Here is a 17251-nt window from a genome sequence, read left to right on the forward strand (position 1 = left end):
ATGCTGGAATTAGGGAGGAAACATGAAACGCATCATTCTCGGCGCCTGCGCCGCGATGGCGCTTGCCACGGCAGCGCCCGCCCAGAGCCTGTTCGTCGGGGAGGCCGGCCCGAACCGCGGCGCCCGCGCCGACGCGCTGCAATGGTTCGCCGACACCGCGACCGAACTGTCGGACGGCGCCCTGTCGCTCGACATCCAGTGGGGCGGCGCGCTTTTCAAGGCGAACGCCGCGGTCTCGGGGATCGCCGACGGGGTCGCGGATCTCGGCACGATCATCGCCGTCTACTTCCCGCAGGAGATGGTGGCCTACAACATCGCAGACCTGCCGCTCGAGAACCCGGATGCCTGGGTCGGCATGAAGGCCACCGACGAGCTGATGCGGAACTCGGACGCCATCGCCGAGAACCTCGCCCAGCAGAATCTCGTCTACCTCGGCACCTTCACCACCTCGGCGGTGCATATCGGCTGCAAGGGGGCCGCGATCCGCACGGTCGAGGACATCGCCGGGCTCAAGGTCCGCGGCGTCGGCGCCTATGGCGACACCTTCCAGGAATACGGTGCCAACATGGTGCCGATGTCGATCTACGACGCCTACCAGGGGCTCGACACCGGGCTCATCGACTGCTCGCAGGGCTACAGCTACGCCACCGCCGCGCTGAAGCAGCAGGAGGTGATCGACAGCTACACGCTGCTGAACTGGGGGCAGGTGGGCGCGCTGGGCGTCTTCGCCAACAAGCAGGTCTTCGACGGTCTCGATCCCGCGGTGCAGGAGGCGCTGCTTCAGGCGGGCGAGGGCATGGCCGACGAGCTCGGCCGGCTCATCACCGCCGACAACGACGCCGCCATCCAGACCATGAAGGACGCGGGCGTCGAGGTGATCGAGCTGCCGGCCGAGGAGCGCGCCAAGCTCGTCGAGACCTCGAAGCAGTTCGTCGACGAATGGGTCGAGCGGGCGAATGCCGCCGGGCTCGACGGCGCGGCGCTTCTCGACGAGTACCGCGGGCTGATCGACAAGTACACGCAGGTCCGCGACGACCAGGGCTATCCCTGGGAAGACAGCTGACCTGAACACGGGCGCCCGGACTGCGGCGCCCGTCCTCCTGTCCCGCGAGGTCCGGCCGGTTTCTGCCCGGCCGTCCCCTCCGTACGTGACGCCATACAGCCGAGGATCCGCGATGCTCCTGCGCCTCGAACGCCTGCTGCTCGATCTCGCCGTGCTCGCGGTGATCGGGCTCGGCGGGCTCATCACCGCGACGGTGCTCCTGCGCACCCTGTTCAATTCGGGCGTTCCCGACGCCATCGTGATCGTCGCCGAACTGATGGTCGCGGCGATCGTCCTGCCCGCCGCCGCCGTGACGGCCAACCGCGCGCACATCGCCGTCGAGGTGGTGACGAACCGCCTGCCGCCGCGCGCGCAGGACGGGCTCATCGTCTTCGGCACGTGCTTCGGCCTGATCGCGCTCGCGCCGCTGATCTATGCCGGCTGGCGCGAGGCGGCGTCGGCGCTGGCCGACGGCGGCTACTTCTTCGGGGAGCTGAACCTGCCGCGCTGGCCGGGACGGGTGATCTTCCTCTTCGGCGTGTCGCTCTGCTGGCTGAGGCTTCTCGTGATGCTGGTGCGCGACGTGGGCCACCTGCGCCGCGGCGAGCGCATCCCGCAGGACACCCCCGCCCACCTGGTCGAGGAGGCCTGACATGGATCCCGCGCTCATCGGTTACGGCGCCTTCGCGTCGGTGATCCTGCTGCTCGCGCTGCGCGTGCCCATCGCGTTCACCCTCGCGGGCGTCGCCAGCATCGGCACCTTCCTGATCTTCGCGCTGCGGACGGGCGAGTTCATGCCCGACCGCGCCATCCGGCCGACGACCTCGCTCGTCTTCTCGAACTCGTTCGACCTGATCCACTCCTACGACCTGTCGATGATCCCGCTCTTCGTGGCGCTCGGGCACATCGCCTACCGCGCCGAGATCACGACCCGCATCTACCACGCCGCGCGGGTCTGGCTCGCGCCGGTGCCGGGCGGCGTCGCCATGGCGTCGGTCGTGGGCTGCGGCGGGTTCTCGGCGATCACCGGCTCGTCCATCGCCTGCGCCTCCACCATGGGGCGCATCTGCTCGCCCGAGATGCTGCGCATGGGCTACGACAAGCGGCTGGCCACCGCGTCGGTCGCGGCCGGCGGGACGCTCGGTTCGCTGATCCCGCCCTCGGTCCTGTTCATCATCTACGGCATCTTCACCGAGACTTCGATCTCGGCGCTGTTCCTCGCGGGCATCCTGCCGGGGCTCCTGTCGCTCGCGGGCTTCGTGCTCGTGATCCTGGTCTGGGTGCTGCGCGACCCCGCAGCCGCGCCGCGGTTCGACGGCACGATCTCGCGCAGCGAGAAGGTGCAGGCGGCGCTGGCGGCATGGCCCGCGGGGCTGCTTTTCGTGATCATCGTGGGCGGCATCTACGGCGGCATCTTCACCGCGACCGAGGCCGCGGCGGTCTGCGTCAGCGCCGCGGTGCTGATCGGCTTCGCGCAGCGCAAGCTCACGTTCCGCGCGCTCTGGAACGCGATCCGCGAGACCTGCCTGCAGACCACCGCGATCTTCCTCATCGCGGCGGCGGCCAAGATCTTCGTCGCGTTCACCGCCCTGACCGGCGTCGCGCAGGACGTGGTGTCGGCGGTGCAGGCGGCCGAACTGTCGCCGGTCCTGCTGCTGGCCGCGATCGCCGCGATCTACCTCGTCCTTGGCATGTTCCTCGATCCGATCGGGATCATGGTGCTGACGCTGCCGCTCATGGTGCCGCTGGTCGAGACCTACGGCTTCGATCTGATCTGGTTCGGCGTCGTGGTCATCAAGCTGCTCGAGATCGGGTTGATCACGCCGCCCGTCGGGCTCAACGTGTTCGTCATCGCCGGGGTGGTCGGGCGCGAGGTGCCGATCGACCGCATCTTCTCCGGCATCCTGCGCTTCCTGTCGGCGGACGTCATCGTGCTGATCCTGATCATGGCCTTCCCCGTCCTGTCGCTGCTCATCCCGGGATCCATGTGATGGAGGGTGACATGACGTCGGGCCTGCCCGAGACCGACCGCCGCTTCGCCACCACGCTCGCACGCGGGCTGGCCGTGCTGCGCGCGTTCCGGTCCTCGGACGACGGTCTCGGCAATGCCGAGATCGCCGAGCGCACGGGCCTGCCCAAGTCGACGGTGTCGCGGCTGACCTTCACGCTGCAGTCGCTCGGATACCTGAGCCACGCGCGCCGGCGCGACCGCTACCGTCCGGGGCCGGCGCTGCTGGCGCTCGGCAACGTGGCGGCGTCGTCGCTGTCCTTCATGGAGCTTGCCGGCGGCACCATGCAGCGGCTCGCCGACGAGACCGGCACGCTGTCGCTGATGCTGGTGCGCGACCGCGACAAGCTGCTGATCGCCAAGACGTGGCGGCCGCGCGGGGTCTCGTCGCTCTGGCTCGAGGCCGGGCACAGGCTGCCGCTCGGCGGAACGTCGTCGGGCCACGCCATGCTGGCCTCGTTGCCGCAGGACGCCTTCGAGGCGGTCGTGGCCGCGGACGACCGCCTGACGCCCGACCGCGCCGACGAGATCCGGCGCGCGGCCTATGCGCAACTCGTCACCCAGGGTTTCGTGGTGACGCCGCCCGACCAGTACTACACGCCGAACATCCACGCCGCGGCCAAGCCGTTCCAGGCGCACGACCTGAACGAGCCGGTGATCTTCACCTGCGGCGCGATGCCCCGCGACCTGACGCTCGACCGCCTGCGCGGCGAGGTCGGCCCGAAACTCGCCGAGGCGGTGCGAGAGCTCGAGCGCATGCTGGGCCTGAGTTCCGCCATCGCGGTGCGGGGCTGAGCGCCGTGTCCCACTTTCCCGAAACGAACCGACCGGAGACCCGATGACCGATCCCGTCCGCTACGACCGAGAGGGCGACGTCGCCTTCCTGACCATCGACAACCCGCCGGTGAACGCGCTGGGCCACGCCGTGCGCGCGGGCCTCGTCGCCGCCATCGAGCGCTTCGAGGCGGACGATGCGCGCATCGCCGTCGTGCTGGGCGACGGCCGGCTGTTCCTCGGGGGCGCCGACATCTCGGAATTCGGCAAGCCGCCCCGGGACCCGTGGCTGCCCGAGGTGGTGAACCGGATCGAGGCCTGCACGAAGCCGGTCGTCGCCGCGATCCACGGCGCGGCGCTCGGCGGCGGGCTCGAGATCGCGCTCGGATGCCATTACCGCGTGGCCCTGCCGGGCACCAAGCTCGGCCTTCCCGAGGTCACGCTCGGCATCCTGCCGGGGGCGGGCGGCACGCAGCGCACGCCGCGCCTGACCGGCATCGCGCGCGCGCTCGACATGGTCACGACCGGCGCGCCGGTGACGCCCGAGGAAGCGCTCGAGATGGGCCTGATCGACCGGGTGGGCGAGGGCGACGCGCGCGCCGAGGGCCTTGCCTATGCCACGGAGCTCATGGAGGCCGGCGCCGGTCCGCGCCCGGTGGGCCAACTGCCGCGGCCCGCGGCCGACGCGGACGCCGTCGCCGCGACCGAGACGCGGCTCGCCAAGACCGCGAAGGGACTCGTCGCCCCGCAGCACGCCGCCCGCGCGGTCGCCGCGTCGGCCGAGCACGACATCGAGGCGGGGCTCGCGGAAGAGCGGCGCCTCTTCGACGAGCTCATGCGCACGCCGCAGCGCGAGGGGCTGATCCATGCCTTCTTCCTCGAGCGCAAGGTGTCGAACCTGCCCGAGATCAAGGGCGTCGCGCCGCGCGAGATCGCCCATGCGGGCGTGATCGGCGGCGGCACGATGGGGGCGGGCATCGCAACCGCGGCGCTGCTCTCTGGCCTGACCGTGACGCTGGTGGAGCGTGACGCGGCCGCGGCCGAGACGGCGCGCGGCACCATCGGCAAGAACCTCGCCGCCGCGGTGAAGCGCGGCAAGCTGTCCGAACCGAAGCGGGACGCGATCCTGTCGGAGGCGCTGAAGACCGTCACCGACTACGGGGCGCTCGCCGACGCGGATCTCGCCATCGAGGCGGTGTTCGAATCGATGGACGTGAAGAAGGACGTCTTTGCCCGGCTCGACGCGGTGATGAAGCCCGGCGCGGTGCTGGCGACGAACACCTCCTACCTCGACATCGACGAGATCGCGGCGATGACCAAGCGGCCCGCGGACGTGATCGGGCTGCATTTCTTCTCGCCCGCGCACGTGATGAAGCTGCTCGAGGTGGTGGTCGCCGACAAGACGGCGCCCGAGGTCACCGCCACGGCCTTCGCGCTGGCCAAGAGGCTGCGCAAGATCGCGGTCCGCGCCGGCGTGTGCGACGGCTTCATCGGCAACCGGATCCTGTCGCACTACCGCGGCGCGGCCGACCGGCTGGTGCTGGCCGGCGCCTCGCCCTACCAGGTCGACCTCGCGCTGACCGAGTTCGGGTTCGCCATGGGGCCCTACGCGGTCGCCGACCTCGCGGGGCTCGACATCGGCTTCATGACCCGCGAGCGGAAGGCCGCGACCCGCGATCCGCGGGACGTGGTGCCGACCTGGGCGGACGAACTCTACCACATGGGCCGGCTCGGCCAGAAGACCGGCCGCGGCTACTACCTCTACGCCGAGGGCAGCCGGATGGGCGAACCCGATCCCGAGGTCGAGGCGCTCGTATCCAGGGCGCGCGAGGCGGCGGGGGTCACGCCGCGCGACTTCACCGATGCCGAGATCGTGCGCCGCTACATGGCGGCGATGGTCAACGAGGGCGCCCGCGTGGTCGACGAGGGCATCGCGCAGCGTCCGCTGGACGTCGATGCGGTCAAGCTCTTCGGCTACGGCTTTCCGCGCCATCGCGGCGGTCCGATGAAATGGGCCGACATGGAAGGGCTCGAGGCGCTCCTGATCGACATCCGCTCCTGGGAAAAGGACGATCCGTTCTTCTGGGCGCCCGCGCCGCTTCTCGAGCGGCTCGTGGCCGAGAACCGCAATTTCGACAGCCTGAACGGCTGAGGAAGGACCATCATGACCAAGGCCGTCATCGTATCGACCGCCCGCACGCCCGTCGGCAAGGCCGGGCGCGGCAGCTTCAACATGACCCATGGCGCGACGCTCGCCGGACACGCGGCACGTCACGCCGTCGACCGCGCGGGCCTCGACCCCGCACTGATCGAGGATTCGGTCTGGGGCTGCGGCTATCCGGAATACGTCACCGGCGGCAACATCGCGCGCCAGGCAGTGATCCGGGCGGGCCTGCCCGTGTCGGTCGCGGGCACCACGGTCAACCGCTTCTGCGCGAGCGGCCTGCAGGCCATCGCGATGGGGGCGCACCTCATCGACAGCGAGGGCGCCGCGGCAGTGCTCGTGGGCGGGGTCGAGAGCATCAGCCTCGTCCAGCCGACGCCGCGTCATGCCCGCGAGGCGTGGATCGAGGCCCACAAGCCCGAACTCTACATGACGATGATCGAGACCGCGGACATCGTGGCCGAGCGCTACGGCATCAGCCGCGAGGCGCAGGACGCGCTCGGCCTGCAATCGCAGGAGCGCACCGCCGCCGCGCAGGAGGCCGGGCGCCTGTCCGACGAGATCGCCCCGATCGAGGTGACGAAGGCGGTCAAGGACAAGCAGACCGGCGAGGTGTCTGAAGGCACGGCGACGGTTTCGCAGGACGAGTGCAACCGCCCCTCCACCACGGCCGAGGCGCTGGCCAAGCTCGAGCCCGTGCGCGGTGCGGGCAACTACATCACCGCGGGCAATGCCTCGCAGCTCTCGGACGGTGCCGCAGCGCTCGTGCTCATGCACGAGGACATGGCCGCGCGCGAGGGGCTGACGCCGCTCGGCCGCTTCCGGGGCTTCGCCGTCGCCGGGTGCGAGCCCGACGAGATGGGCATCGGCCCGGTCTTCGCGGTGCCGCGTCTCCTCGAACGGCAGGGCCTCAAGGTGTCCGACATCGATCTGTGGGAACTGAACGAGGCTTTCGCGAGCCAGGCGCTCTACTGCCGCGACCGGCTCGGGATCGACAACGACATCCTGAACGTCAACGGCGGGTCCATCGCGCTCGGCCATCCGTTCGGCATGACCGGCGCACGGATGACCGGGCAGCTGATGATCGAGGGCCGGCGCCGCGGCGCGAAGACCGGCGTCGTCACCATGTGCATCGGCGGCGGCCAGGGCGCCGCGGGCCTGTTCGAGATTTTCTGACCGCCCCGGTCACACCAGAGAAAGGAGAGCGCCAGATGGACCTCACCTATACCGACGCGCAGAAGGCCTTCCGCGACGAGGTGCGGGCGTTCCTCGACGAACGCCTGCCGCGCCGCCTGTCCGACAAGGTCGCGGGCGGCAAGCGCCTGACCAAGGCCGATTACGAGGAATGGCATGCCATCCTGAACGACAAGGGCTGGCTCGGCGTCACATGGCCGAAAGAGCATGGCGGCACCGGCTGGGACGCGGTCGAGCGCCACATCTTCGAGGAGGAGACGACCCGCGCCAACGCCCCGCGCATCGTGCCCTTCGGGCTCAACATGCTGGGTCCGGTGCTGATGAAGTTCGGCAGCGAGGCGCAGAAGGCGCACTACCTGCCGCGCATCCTCGACGGCACCGACTGGTGGTGCCAGGGCTATTCCGAGCCCGGCGCGGGCTCCGATCTCGCATCGCTCAAGACGACCGCGGACAGGGACGGCGACCATTACGTGGTCAACGGCCAGAAGACGTGGACGACGCTCGGCCAGTACGCCGACAAGATCTTTTGCCTCGTGCGGACCTCGAAGGAGGGCAAGCCGCAGCAGGGGATCTCGTTCCTGCTGATCGACATGGACAGCCCCGGCGTGACCGTGCGGCCCATCGTGCTGATCGATGGCGAGGCCGAGGTGAACGAGGTCTTCTTCGACAATGTGCGGGTGCCGGTCGAGAACCTCGTCGGCGAGGAGAACAAGGGCTGGACCTACGCCAAGTACCTGCTGACCCACGAGCGCACCAACATCGCGGGCGTGGGGTTCTCGCAGGCGGTGCTCGCGAACCTCAAGCGCATCGCGGGGCTCGAGATGCAGGACGGCCGGCCGCTGATCGAGAACGCGCTCTTCGCCGCCAAGGTGGCGCAGGTCGAGATCGACCTGATGGCCATGGCCACGACCAACCTGCGCGTGGTCGCCGCGGCCGCGGCAGGACAGGCGCCCGGCGCGGAATCCTCCATGCTCAAGATCAAGGGCACGGTGATCCGGCAGGAACTCAACCACCTGACGCGCCGCGCCGTCGGACCCTACGCGCTGCCCTTCGTGTCCGAGGCGCTCGAGGACGGGTCGAACGCGGAACCGGCGGGCCCCGATTACGCCATGCCGGCGGTGCAGAGCTATTTCAACAACCGCAAGCTGTCGATCTACGGCGGGTCGAACGAGGTGCAGCGGCAGATCATCTCCAAGGCGATCCTGGAGCTGTGAGCGGGACAGAGGCAGAGGCAAGACCATGAATTTCGAACTGACCGAGGAACGCCGGATGCTGCAGGACGGCCTGCGGCGCTATCTCCGCGACACCGTCACGCCGGCGCTGATCGACGCGGCGACCGAGGACGCCTCCGGCCATTCCGACATCCTCTGGCAGGGGCTCGCGGAGATGGGCGTGATCGGTGCGCTCTTCTCCGAGGACGATGGCGGCTTCGGCGGCGCGGGTTTCGACCTGGCCGTGGTGTTCGAGGAAATGGGCCGCGCCGGGGCCTTCGAGCCGCTGATCGAGTCGGGCATCCTCGCGGGCGGGCTGATCGCGGCGCTGGGCACCGGCGACCAGAAGGCGCTGCTCGAGGACGTGATCGCCGGCGGCAGCATCCTGACGCTCGCCCATGGCGAACCGGGCAGCCGCTACGATCTCGCCCACGTGGAGACGCAGGCGGTCGCCGGCGACGGCGGCCACACCCTGAACGGCCGCAAGGCCGTGGTGGTCGGGGCCCCCGCCGCGGACCGGGCCATCGTCAGCGCCAGGGTGTCGGGCGGCGTGCGCGACGGCGACGGCATCTCGCTCTTCCTCGTGCCGCTCGACGCGGACGGGATCGAGATGCGCACCTATCCCCTGAACGGTGGCGGCCGCGCGGCCGAGCTGACCCTGACCGACGTCCGCGTGGCCGAGGACGCGCGGATCGGGCCCGAGGGCGGCGCCTTCGACGCGCTCGAGGCGGCCCATGCCCGCGCCAGCGCCGCGCAATGCGCCGAGGCGCTGGGCCTCATGGAATCGATCCGCGAGCTGACCGTGGGCTACCTGCAGACGCGCAAGCAGTTCGGCCAGCCCATCGGAAAGTTCCAGGCGCTGCAGCACCGGATGGCCGACATGCTGATCGAGATCGAGCAGGCGCGTTCGGCCACGATCAACCTCGCCGGGCACCTCGACGCGCCGCGCGCGGAGCGCGAGCGCCACGTGAGCGCCGCCAAGAACCTGATCGGCCGCGCGAGCAAGCTGGTGGTCGAGGAATCGATCCAGATGCATGGCGGGATCGGCATGACCATGGAGTACGCGCTCGGGCATCTCGCCAAGCGGCTGACCATGGTCGACCACCGCTTCGGCGACACCGACTGGCATCTCGAGCGGTTCATCCGGCTGTCCGCCGCATGACCGAGATCCGCGGAGAGACCGGCGCCCAGCGCGCGCTCGGCTACGTGATCGACGTGGGCGATCCCGACAGCGCGCGCTGCTGGCTCGACGTGACCGAAGACCACACGAACCGCCACGCGGTCCTGCACGGCGGCATCGCGTCGCTGCTCCTCGACAGCGCGATGGGCGCGACCGGGTCGCTGACGGTCGATCCGGCGGGTCGCGCGCCGTTCCTAACGGTGTCGCTGACCACGCAGTTCCTCGCGCCCGCGCGGGCCGGGGACCGCGTCACGGCGACGGGCCGCATCACCGGGGGCGGGCGGTCGATCCTGTTCATCGCAGGGCAGCTCACCACGGACAACGGAACGCTGATCGCCACCGCGACCGGCGTGTTCAAGCGGGTGCCCGAGCGCACCGGCTGAACGGGAGGATACGACATGCACGCAGCCCGCCTGCACGACCTCGTCGACCGGAACGCCGCGGCGCGCCCCGACGAGACCGCGATCATCGACACCGACGGCAGCGCGGCCTCCTGGGCGCGCTATGCCGACCTGAGCCGCGAGATTGCGGTCCACCTCGGCGCCGCAGGCGTCGGCGCCGGCGACCGCGTGCTGATCGTGGCCGAGAACTGCCTCGCGGCGGCCGCCGCGATCTTCGGGGCAAGCCGCCTCGGCGCCTGGGCGATCCCGGTCAACGCGCGGATGTCCGCGGCCGAGATCGCGCGCGTCACGGCGCATGCGGATCCCGCGGCGGTCCTCTACACCGGCCACGTCTCGCCGGATGCGGGCGCGCATGCCGCGGCCGCGGGTGCCGCGCCGCTTGCGACCGGCTGTGGGGCGCTGCATCTGGCGCCGCGCGATCACGGTCCCGCCGAGGACGACGCCGAGGTGGCAGTGCTGCTCTACACCACCGGCACCACGGGGGACCCGAAGGGCGTGATGCTGACCCACGGCAATCTCCTCTTTGCGGGAAAGTCGTCGGCAGAACTGCGCGGGATGGTGCCGGGCGACCGCATCTACGGCGCGCTGCCCCTCACCCATGTCTTCGGGCTGGCCTCGATGCTGACCGCCGCCGCCCATGCCGGCGCCGCGATCGAGCTGGCCGCGCGCTTTTCGCCCGCCGCGCTCTTCGCAGCGCTGAAGGACGGCGCGACGGTCCTGCCGGCGGTCCCGCAGATGCATGCGCTGCTCATGGCGCACGCGGCCGACCAGGGGCAGGCGCGGCTCGACAGCCCGGTGCTGCGCTACGTCTCGTCCGGGGCGGCGCCGCTCGATCCGGCATGGAAGCGCAAGGCCGAAGCGTTCTACGGGCTTCCGCTCCAGAACGGCTACGGCATGACCGAGAGCACCGCGGGATCGACCGCCACGCGCAACCCGATCGGGTCGCCCGACACGAGCGTCGGCCCGCCGCTGCCTGGCGTCGAGATCGCCATCGACGATGCGCTCGGGAACGAGCCCGGCACGGGCGAGGTGCTGACCCGCGGCCCGCACGTGATGAAGGGATATTACCGTAACCCCGAGGCGACGGCGGCGGCGCTGTCGGACGGCTGGCTCCGGACCGGGGATCTGGGTCGCATCGACGCGGAGGGCCGCCTGCACATCGTCGGCCGCGCGAAGGAGCTCATCATCCGCGGCGGCTTCAACGTCTATCCTCCCGAGGTCGAGGCGGCGCTGAACGATCACCCGGCGGTGGTGCAGTCGGCGGTGATCGGCCGCACCGCGAACGGCAACGAGGACATCCTCGCCTTCGTCCAGTGCGGGCGCGAGCGGACGACGCCCGAGGTGCTGCGGGCCTTCGTGGCCGAGCGGCTCTCGGCCTACAAGCGGCCGACGCAGATCCTGATCGTCGACGCGCTGCCGGCGGCACCCTCGGGCAAGGTGCTGAAGCACCGGCTGCTGTCGCATTTCGCCGAAAGGCTGGCCGAGGAAGCCTGAGCGCCCTTCGCGCTCAGGTGCCGATGACGCGGCGCAGGGCGGCGATCTTGCGCGCGGCCTTGTCGCGGGCCCGCTCGGAAGCCTTTGCCATCATCGCCTCGAGCTCGCCGCGGTCCGACATGTACTCCTCGAACCGCGCCTTCGGCGCCTCGAACAACTCGTCGAGCTTGTCCGCGAGGATACGCTTCGCCTCGCCGTAGCCGAGCCCGCCATCCTCGAAGCGCGCGCGCAGATGCGCGATCTCGGCCGGTTCCGCCAGCGCGGCATAGAGCTGGTACACCGTGTTGGTGTCGGGATCCTTCGGCTCTTCCGGCTGCTTGCTGTCGGTGACGATCCGGTTGATCGCCTTGCGCCGCGCCTTGGCGTCCCCGAACAGCGGCAGCGTGTTGCCGTAGCTCTTGGACATCTTGCGCCCGTCGAGGCCGACCACCGCCTCGAGGTTCTCCTGCACCGAGTGGGCGGGCAGGGTGAAGAACTCGGTCTCGTAGCGCCGGTTGAAGTAGCCGGCGATGTCGCGGGCGAATTCCACGTGCTGGATCTGGTCCTTGCCCACCGGCACCACGTGCGCGTCGAACAGCAGGATGTCCGCCGACATCAGGATCGGGTAGGTGAAGAGCCCCATGTTCACGCCGTCGTCGGGCAGGGCGTTCGGTTTCTGCGCGTTGGCGTCCACCGCCGCCTTGTAGGCATGTGCGCGGTTCATCAGCCCCTTCGGGGTGACCGACCCCAGCACGGTCGTGAGCTCGAACACCTCCGGCACGTCGGATTGACGGTAGAAGCTCGTGGTCTCGAGGTTCAGTCCCAGCGCGAGGAAGCAGGCCGCGATCTCGTGGGTGAACTGGCGCACCTGGTCGGGATCGCCGATCGAGTTCAGCGCGTGGTAGTTCGCCACGAAGAGGAAGTTCTCGCCGTCGGGGTTCGACGCCATGAGGTCGAGCGTCGGGCGGATCATCCCGGCATAGTTGCCCACATGCACCTGGCCCGTGGGCTTGATGCCCGTCAGGATCGACTTTGCTGTGCTCATCGCGCGCATCCTCGGTGTTCCGGTCGGGACCGAGATGTGTGCCGATCCGCGTCCGGGTGCAAGGCGAAACGGTGCGGAAACCCCTCCGCGCGGGTCAGTCGCCGAAGCGCCAGCGCCGCCGCCGCGGCACCCGGAGCGCGATCATGGGCTTGAGGAGCGGGCTTGCGAAACGGTCGAGGTCGAGCGCCTCGTGCACGCCGGTCACGCTCTGCCCGTCGAGCACCGTCTCGACCATGGCGCGGGCATAGAACGGCGCGTCGAGCATGCCGCGCACCTGCCGCGGCCGGCTGCCTTCGTCGCCGCGTGTCTCGCGCCTGACACGCCAGAGCGAGCGCGCCATGGGTCTGCGGGGCGGCAGCGCGATCTCCTCGGCGCTGCCGTCGGGCAGGAACCGCGCGCCGTGAGCCAGCCCTGTGCCGTCGCGCCGGTCGGCGTCGTAGAAGCACGCGGTTCCCCCGCCCGGCAGGGCGTAGCGGCCCCACGTCCAGTACGAGAAATCCGCCTCGAGCGCGCGCAGGCCGAAATTGGCGTCGAGATAGCCGTGCCCGCGCCAGCGCCAGCCCGGTGCGTCGAGATCCACCTCGATCCCCGAGACCGGCGCGAAGGGACGCCAGACATGCGCGCCGTCCGCGGTCAGCGGCAGCTCCACGTCGGTCACCGCGGCAGGCGTCACCCGGATCTCGCCCAGGATCCGGCCGAAGAGCGGCGGCGCGCCGCGCTCGTCGATGGCGATCCGGAGCGACCGCCCGTCCCAGTCGAGCCGTGACGGTCCGACCTCGAACCGGGTCCCGGTCTGGCGCAGCGCCGACCGGCCGCGGTCGGTCATGGCGAAGCGGCCGCCGGGGCCGTAGGTCGCGACGTTGATGCAGACGTGGTTCTCGGGGTCGCGCCGGCCCGACCAGCGGTACCAGGGCGAGAACACCGACCCTATGAAGGCGATGACCGAGAGTGCGCGGGACCCGTCGTCGCTGATGCCGTCGACGTACCACCACGCGTAGCCGTCCGGCGGGACGGCGAGCGCGAAGCACGGTCCTGCAAGATCGCCGCGGCCGCGTGCGCGCCGGAAAGTGCCGCCATCGGCACCCCCGGGCCCGGGTGCACCCCGCCCCCCGCCAGCACCAGTCCCGGAACCCTGGTCCGGGCCACCGGGCGGGCGAAGGCCGCCAGTGTCCCGTGCGGGCTCTGCCCGTAGAGGGAACCGGCGCTCCCCGGGAACAGAGCCTCGAAGTCCTCCGGCGTCGTCAACGCGCGCGGCCCGGGCATCGGCGCCATCCGTGCCCCGAACCGGTCCAGCATTCCAAATGTCCGTGCCTGACATGCCTCGAAAGTCTCCTGCTGCGGGGGGGCGCGGGTGAGGGGCGCGGCGTTCACGATGATCTCGAAGCGCTCCGCGCCGTCCGCCTGCGGCGCGCCGGTCCGGTCCTCGGCGCAGAGGTAGAGCGTGGGGTCTGGCGCGATGCGCCCGCGGCCGAGCGCCCGGAACTCGGGTGCCGGATCGTCGCGGAAGAACACGTTGTGGTGCACGATGTCGGGCCCCTGCCAGCGCGCGCGGAAGCTCCAGACCCGGGCCGAGAGGCTGCGGGCGGCGCGTGCGGGTCCCGGCGCCGCCCGCGCGAGGCCCGGGCCGAGCAGCCCGAGCGCGAGCGCGCGCGGGTCGCCGTTGAAGACGACCTGCGCCGCGGGCAGGACCCGCCCGTCGGACACTCGCACACCCGTAACGCCGTCGCTGTCCGTGAGGATCCGTTCGGCCCCGGTGCCGAGCACGAGCTGCCCGCCGCGCTGCTCCACCAGCCCGGCGACCACGCGGGCGAGCCGCGACATGCCGCCCTCGATCGCCCAGACGCCCGACGCCTCCGCGTGCCAGATCAGCGACAGGAGCGCGGGCGTCGCGCCGGGCAGTCCGCCCACATAGGTGGCGTAGCGCCCGAAGAGCTGCGCGAGCCGCCGGTCGGAGAAGCTGCACCCGAGGAGCCCCGCGAGGCTCGCCCAGGGGGCCATCTGCAGGGCGAGCCGCGGCCGCGCCGCCACGTGTCGGGCGAGCGCCGTCAGGCTTGGCTCGGGTGCCTGCATGAAACCGGGCTCGAACCCCTCGAAGAGCGCCCGCGCCCGCGCCGAGAAGGCGCGGAACTGCGCCTCGCCGCGCGGGCCGGCGAAATCGCGCACGGCGGCGGCGCTCCGCTCCGGGTCGGCATGGAGGTCGAGCGTGGCGCCATCGGTCCAGAAGTGCCGCGCGAGGATCGGCTGCGGCACGAGGTTCAGGTGCGCGTCGACGGTGGTGCCCGCGGCCGCGAACAGCGCGTCGAAGACCGGGCGCATGGTCAGAACGGTCGGGCCGGCATCGACGCCGTCGACTTGCCGCATCTTGCCGCCGGGCGTCGCGTGGCGCTCGACCACGGTGACCGGCAGGCCGGCCGAGGCCAGCCGCAGCGCCGCGGCCAGTCCGCCGATGCCCGCGCCGATCACGACGACCGGTCCGCCGCGGCCGTTGATGCCCTTGGGGTGCGTCATGTTCGGAATTCTTGACTTGCAGGGGGCGAGTGTCCAGTATGATTTACAGTATGATGTAATAATTGAATGACACCTGCCCTGATCCCGGAGAGCACCGCATGAGCATGTCCGCGCGCATCGACACCGCCATGGGCCGCGCGATCGCGGCCGGACAGGGCAACGGGCAGGCGCCGCGCCGCCTTGCCGAGGCCCTGGGCTATGCCTGCACGCCCGGCGGCGCGCGCATCCGGCCGACGATCCTGATGTCGGTTGCCGCGGCCTGCGGCGAGGACCGCCCGGCGCTGACCGACGCGGCCGCCGCCGCGCTCGAGCTCATCCACTGCGCGAGCCTCGTGCACGACGACCTGCCCTGTTTCGACGACGCGGCGATCCGGCGCGGAAAGCCGTCGGTGCACCGTGCCTACTCGGAACCGCTGGCCGTGCTGGCGGGCGATTCGCTCATCATCCTCGCCTTCCAGACGCTGGCGCGCGCGGCTGCGGAGGACCCGGCGCGCGCGGTCCAGATCATCGACATCCTCGGCACCCGCACCGGCATGCCGGGGGGCATCTGCGCGGGCCAGGGCTGGGAAAGCGAGGAGCGCATCGACCTCACGGCCTACCACCAGGCCAAGACCGGGGCGCTCTTCATCGCGGCGACGCAGATGGGGGCCGCCGCGGCGGGCCAGGACGCCGAGCCCTGGACAGAGCTCGGCGCCCGCATCGGCGAGGCGTTCCAGGTCGCCGACGACCTGCGCGACGCGCTCGAGACGCCCGAGAGCATGGGCAAGCCCGCGGGCCAGGACGACCGTCACGCCCGGCCGAGCGCGGTCGCGGAATACGGCCTGACCGGCGCGGTGCGGCGGCTCAAGGACATCCTGTCGGGCGCCATCGCGTCGATCCCGTCCTGCCCGGGTGAGGCGCAGCTGGCGCAGATGGTGCGGGCGCAAGCCGAGCGGCTGACGCCGGTCTTCGCCTCGGACAGCGCGCGGGCCTGAGCCATGGTCGCATCCGTGGATCCGCCGCGCGGCATCGCCCGGAATCGCGTCGGGATCCGCACGCGCATCATGCGGCTTCTCGCGCGGCCGGGCCTGCAGTCCTGGGCCGCGCGCTTCCCCCTGACCCAGGGCCGCGTGCGGCGCGACGGCGCGGCGCTTTTCGAGATCGTGCAGGGCTTCGTGGCCAGCCAGGTGCTCATGGCGCTGGTCGAGCTCCGGGTGCTGCACCGTCTGATGGACGGCGCCGCCGATGTCGACGCGCTGGGCGCTGCGACCGAGGTGCCGCCCGAGCGCATGGGGCAGCTCCTGCAGGCCGCTGCGGCGCTCGGGCTCGCGAAACGCCGGCGGGACGGGCGGTTCCGCATCACCGCGCGCGGCGCGGCGCTGATCGGCGTGCCGGGGCTCGAGGCGATGATCGACCATCACCGCATCCTCTACCGCGACCTTGCCGACCCGGTCGCGCTCCTGCGCGGCAGCGCCGAGACCGAGCTCGCGGGCTTCTGGCCCTATGTCTTCGGCGCAGAGGGTGCCCGCGACACGGCGGTCGTGGACCGCTATTCCGATCTCATGGCGGACAGCCAGGCGCTCGTCGCCGAGGACACGCTGGCCGCGGTGCCCCTGACGCAGATCCGGCACCTGATGGACGTGGGCGGCGGCACCGGGACCTTCGCCATCGCGGCGGCGCGCGCCGCGCCCGCGCTCAAGGTGACGCTCGTGGACCTGCCCGCGGTCACCGCCGCCGCCGCCGCGCGGCTCGCGCGCGAGGGTCTGGGCCACCGCATCGTGCCGGTCGCGGCCTCCTTCCGCGACGAGGCGCTGCCCGAGGGCGCCGACGCGGTGTCGCTGGTCCGCGTGCTCTACGACCACGACGACCGCACGGTGCGCGCGCTTCTCGCGCGGGTGCATGCGGCGCTGCCGCCGGGCGGGCTCGTCCTGATCTCGGAACCCATGTCGGGTGGCGCCACGCCCGATCGCGCGGGGGACATCTATTACGCCTTCTACACCATGGCCATGCGCACCGGCACCGTGCGGTCGCCCGAGCGCATCGCCCGCCTGCTGCTCGAGGCCGGGTTCGAGCAGGTGCGCGCCCCGAAACCGCGCCGGAGCTTCGTGACCCGCACCGTCACCGCCCGCCGGCGCTGACGGTCTGTCGCAAATCTGTCCAGAATCGTTGACAGATCGTTATGTCCATGTAAGCTGACATCAATGTGTAAACCCTGCTAGACATATTGCGGTCTCGGATGCCGCAGGACGCAGGGAAACCACGAACGCCGGAG

At 71.1% G+C, this 17251-nt stretch carries 15 protein-coding genes; 12 read left to right on the forward strand and 3 right to left on the reverse strand.

All coding sequences use genetic code 11. The features are described from left to right. Positions 1 to 22 precede the first annotated feature (22 nt). The 10 genes from RISW2_RS06740 to RISW2_RS06785 all read left to right on the forward strand — a co-directional run bounded on the left by RISW2_RS06740 (position 23) and on the right by RISW2_RS06785 (position 11468). Positions 23 to 1063 carry a C4-dicarboxylate TRAP transporter substrate-binding protein gene (locus tag RISW2_RS06740; protein ID WP_043768331.1) on the forward strand — a complete coding sequence of 347 codons (1041 nt, stop codon included), beginning with the start codon at positions 23 to 25 and terminating at the stop codon, positions 1061 to 1063. Between the two features lie 112 nt (positions 1064 to 1175). Continuing rightward, positions 1176 to 1694: a TRAP transporter small permease gene (locus tag RISW2_RS06745; protein ID WP_043768333.1), complete on the forward strand. Its 519-nt coding sequence runs from the start codon at positions 1176 to 1178 to the stop codon at positions 1692 to 1694. Position 1695: 1 nt separating this feature from the next. Continuing rightward, positions 1696 to 3033, forward strand: a complete 1338-nt coding sequence (locus RISW2_RS06750) for a TRAP transporter large permease (protein ID WP_043768336.1) — start codon at positions 1696 to 1698, stop codon at positions 3031 to 3033. Beyond that, positions 3033 to 3845 carry an IclR family transcriptional regulator gene (locus RISW2_RS06755; RefSeq protein WP_244437521.1) on the forward strand — a complete coding sequence of 271 codons (813 nt, stop codon included), beginning with the start codon at positions 3033 to 3035 and terminating at the stop codon, positions 3843 to 3845. Before RISW2_RS06750 ends, RISW2_RS06755 begins: the two co-directional genes overlap by 1 nt. Positions 3846 to 3888: 43 nt before the next feature. Next, positions 3889 to 5976, forward strand: a complete 2088-nt coding sequence (locus tag RISW2_RS06760; protein WP_043768339.1) for a 3-hydroxyacyl-CoA dehydrogenase NAD-binding domain-containing protein — start codon at positions 3889 to 3891, stop codon at positions 5974 to 5976. A 12-nt stretch (positions 5977 to 5988) separates the two neighbouring features. After that, positions 5989 to 7164 (forward strand): acetyl-CoA C-acyltransferase, encoded by a 1176-nt coding sequence (locus tag RISW2_RS06765; RefSeq protein WP_043768343.1) that lies wholly within the window; start codon positions 5989 to 5991, stop codon positions 7162 to 7164. Positions 7165 to 7199: 35 nt separating this feature from the next. Beyond that, complete coding sequence (locus tag RISW2_RS06770) at positions 7200 to 8396, forward strand: acyl-CoA dehydrogenase family protein (RefSeq protein ID WP_043768346.1); 1197 nt, start codon at positions 7200 to 7202, stop codon at positions 8394 to 8396. A 25-nt stretch (positions 8397 to 8421) separates the two neighbouring features. Continuing rightward, positions 8422 to 9555: an acyl-CoA dehydrogenase family protein gene (locus tag RISW2_RS06775; RefSeq protein ID WP_043768349.1), complete on the forward strand. Its 1134-nt coding sequence runs from the start codon at positions 8422 to 8424 to the stop codon at positions 9553 to 9555. After that, positions 9552 to 9956 (forward strand): PaaI family thioesterase, encoded by a 405-nt coding sequence (locus RISW2_RS06780; RefSeq protein WP_043768351.1) that lies wholly within the window; start codon positions 9552 to 9554, stop codon positions 9954 to 9956. Before RISW2_RS06775 ends, RISW2_RS06780 begins: the two co-directional genes overlap by 4 nt. Positions 9957 to 9971: 15 nt before the next feature. Continuing rightward, positions 9972 to 11468, forward strand: a complete 1497-nt coding sequence (locus RISW2_RS06785) for a class I adenylate-forming enzyme family protein (protein WP_051491837.1) — start codon at positions 9972 to 9974, stop codon at positions 11466 to 11468. Positions 11469 to 11481: 13 nt separating this feature from the next. Here RISW2_RS06785 and trpS read toward each other — a convergent pair whose 3' ends face one another. From trpS to crtD, 3 genes are all read right to left on the reverse strand, one after another. After that, complete coding sequence (trpS, locus tag RISW2_RS06790; protein ID WP_043768577.1) at positions 11482 to 12492, reverse strand: tryptophan--tRNA ligase; 1011 nt, start codon at positions 12490 to 12492, stop codon at positions 11482 to 11484. A 94-nt stretch (positions 12493 to 12586) separates the two neighbouring features. Continuing rightward, a complete protein-coding gene (crtC, locus tag RISW2_RS06795) occupies positions 12587 to 13465 on the reverse strand; it encodes a carotenoid 1,2-hydratase (protein WP_043768580.1) in 879 nt (292 codons plus the stop codon). Further along, positions 13420 to 15000, reverse strand: a complete 1581-nt coding sequence (gene crtD, locus RISW2_RS06800) for a 1-hydroxycarotenoid 3,4-desaturase CrtD (RefSeq protein ID WP_051491838.1) — start codon at positions 14998 to 15000, stop codon at positions 13420 to 13422. The genes crtC and crtD overlap by 46 nt, the downstream gene beginning before the upstream one ends. A gap of 98 nt (positions 15001 to 15098) precedes the next feature. Between crtD and RISW2_RS06805 the strand changes: the two genes are divergently transcribed. Both RISW2_RS06805 and RISW2_RS06810 read left to right on the forward strand, forming a co-directional pair. Next, the gene (locus tag RISW2_RS06805; protein ID WP_043768354.1) at positions 15099 to 15974 is read left to right on the forward strand and encodes a polyprenyl synthetase family protein; all 876 of its coding nucleotides are present in this window, start codon (positions 15099 to 15101) and stop codon (positions 15972 to 15974) included. A 3-nt stretch (positions 15975 to 15977) separates the two neighbouring features. After that, complete coding sequence (locus RISW2_RS06810) at positions 15978 to 17117, forward strand: methyltransferase (RefSeq protein ID WP_051491839.1); 1140 nt, start codon at positions 15978 to 15980, stop codon at positions 17115 to 17117. The last annotated feature ends 134 nt before the right edge of the window (positions 17118 to 17251 follow it).

It is taken from the genome of Roseivivax isoporae LMG 25204 (assembly GCF_000521865.1).
Classification (GTDB): domain Bacteria; phylum Pseudomonadota; class Alphaproteobacteria; order Rhodobacterales; family Rhodobacteraceae; genus Roseivivax; species Roseivivax isoporae.

Coding starts and splice junctions, on each gene's coding strand:
- RISW2_RS06740 (WP_043768331.1), top strand. CDS start 23: ATGAAACGCATCATTCTCGGCGCCTGCGCCGCGATGGCGCTTGCCACG.
- RISW2_RS06745 (WP_043768333.1), top strand. CDS start 1,176: ATGCTCCTGCGCCTCGAACGCCTGCTGCTCGATCTCGCCGTGCTCGCG.
- RISW2_RS06750 (WP_043768336.1), top strand. CDS start 1,696: ATGGATCCCGCGCTCATCGGTTACGGCGCCTTCGCGTCGGTGATCCTG.
- RISW2_RS06755 (WP_244437521.1), top strand. CDS start 3,033: ATGGAGGGTGACATGACGTCGGGCCTGCCCGAGACCGACCGCCGCTTC.
- RISW2_RS06760 (WP_043768339.1), top strand. CDS start 3,889: ATGACCGATCCCGTCCGCTACGACCGAGAGGGCGACGTCGCCTTCCTG.
- RISW2_RS06765 (WP_043768343.1), top strand. CDS start 5,989: ATGACCAAGGCCGTCATCGTATCGACCGCCCGCACGCCCGTCGGCAAG.
- RISW2_RS06770 (WP_043768346.1), top strand. CDS start 7,200: ATGGACCTCACCTATACCGACGCGCAGAAGGCCTTCCGCGACGAGGTG.
- RISW2_RS06775 (WP_043768349.1), top strand. CDS start 8,422: ATGAATTTCGAACTGACCGAGGAACGCCGGATGCTGCAGGACGGCCTG.
- RISW2_RS06780 (WP_043768351.1), top strand. CDS start 9,552: ATGACCGAGATCCGCGGAGAGACCGGCGCCCAGCGCGCGCTCGGCTAC.
- RISW2_RS06785 (WP_051491837.1), top strand. CDS start 9,972: ATGCACGCAGCCCGCCTGCACGACCTCGTCGACCGGAACGCCGCGGCG.
- trpS (WP_043768577.1), bottom strand. CDS start 12,492: ATGAGCACAGCAAAGTCGATCCTGACGGGCATCAAGCCCACGGGCCAG.
- crtD (WP_051491838.1), bottom strand. CDS start 15,000: ATGACGCACCCCAAGGGCATCAACGGCCGCGGCGGACCGGTCGTCGTG.
- RISW2_RS06805 (WP_043768354.1), top strand. CDS start 15,099: ATGAGCATGTCCGCGCGCATCGACACCGCCATGGGCCGCGCGATCGCG.
- RISW2_RS06810 (WP_051491839.1), top strand. CDS start 15,978: ATGGTCGCATCCGTGGATCCGCCGCGCGGCATCGCCCGGAATCGCGTC.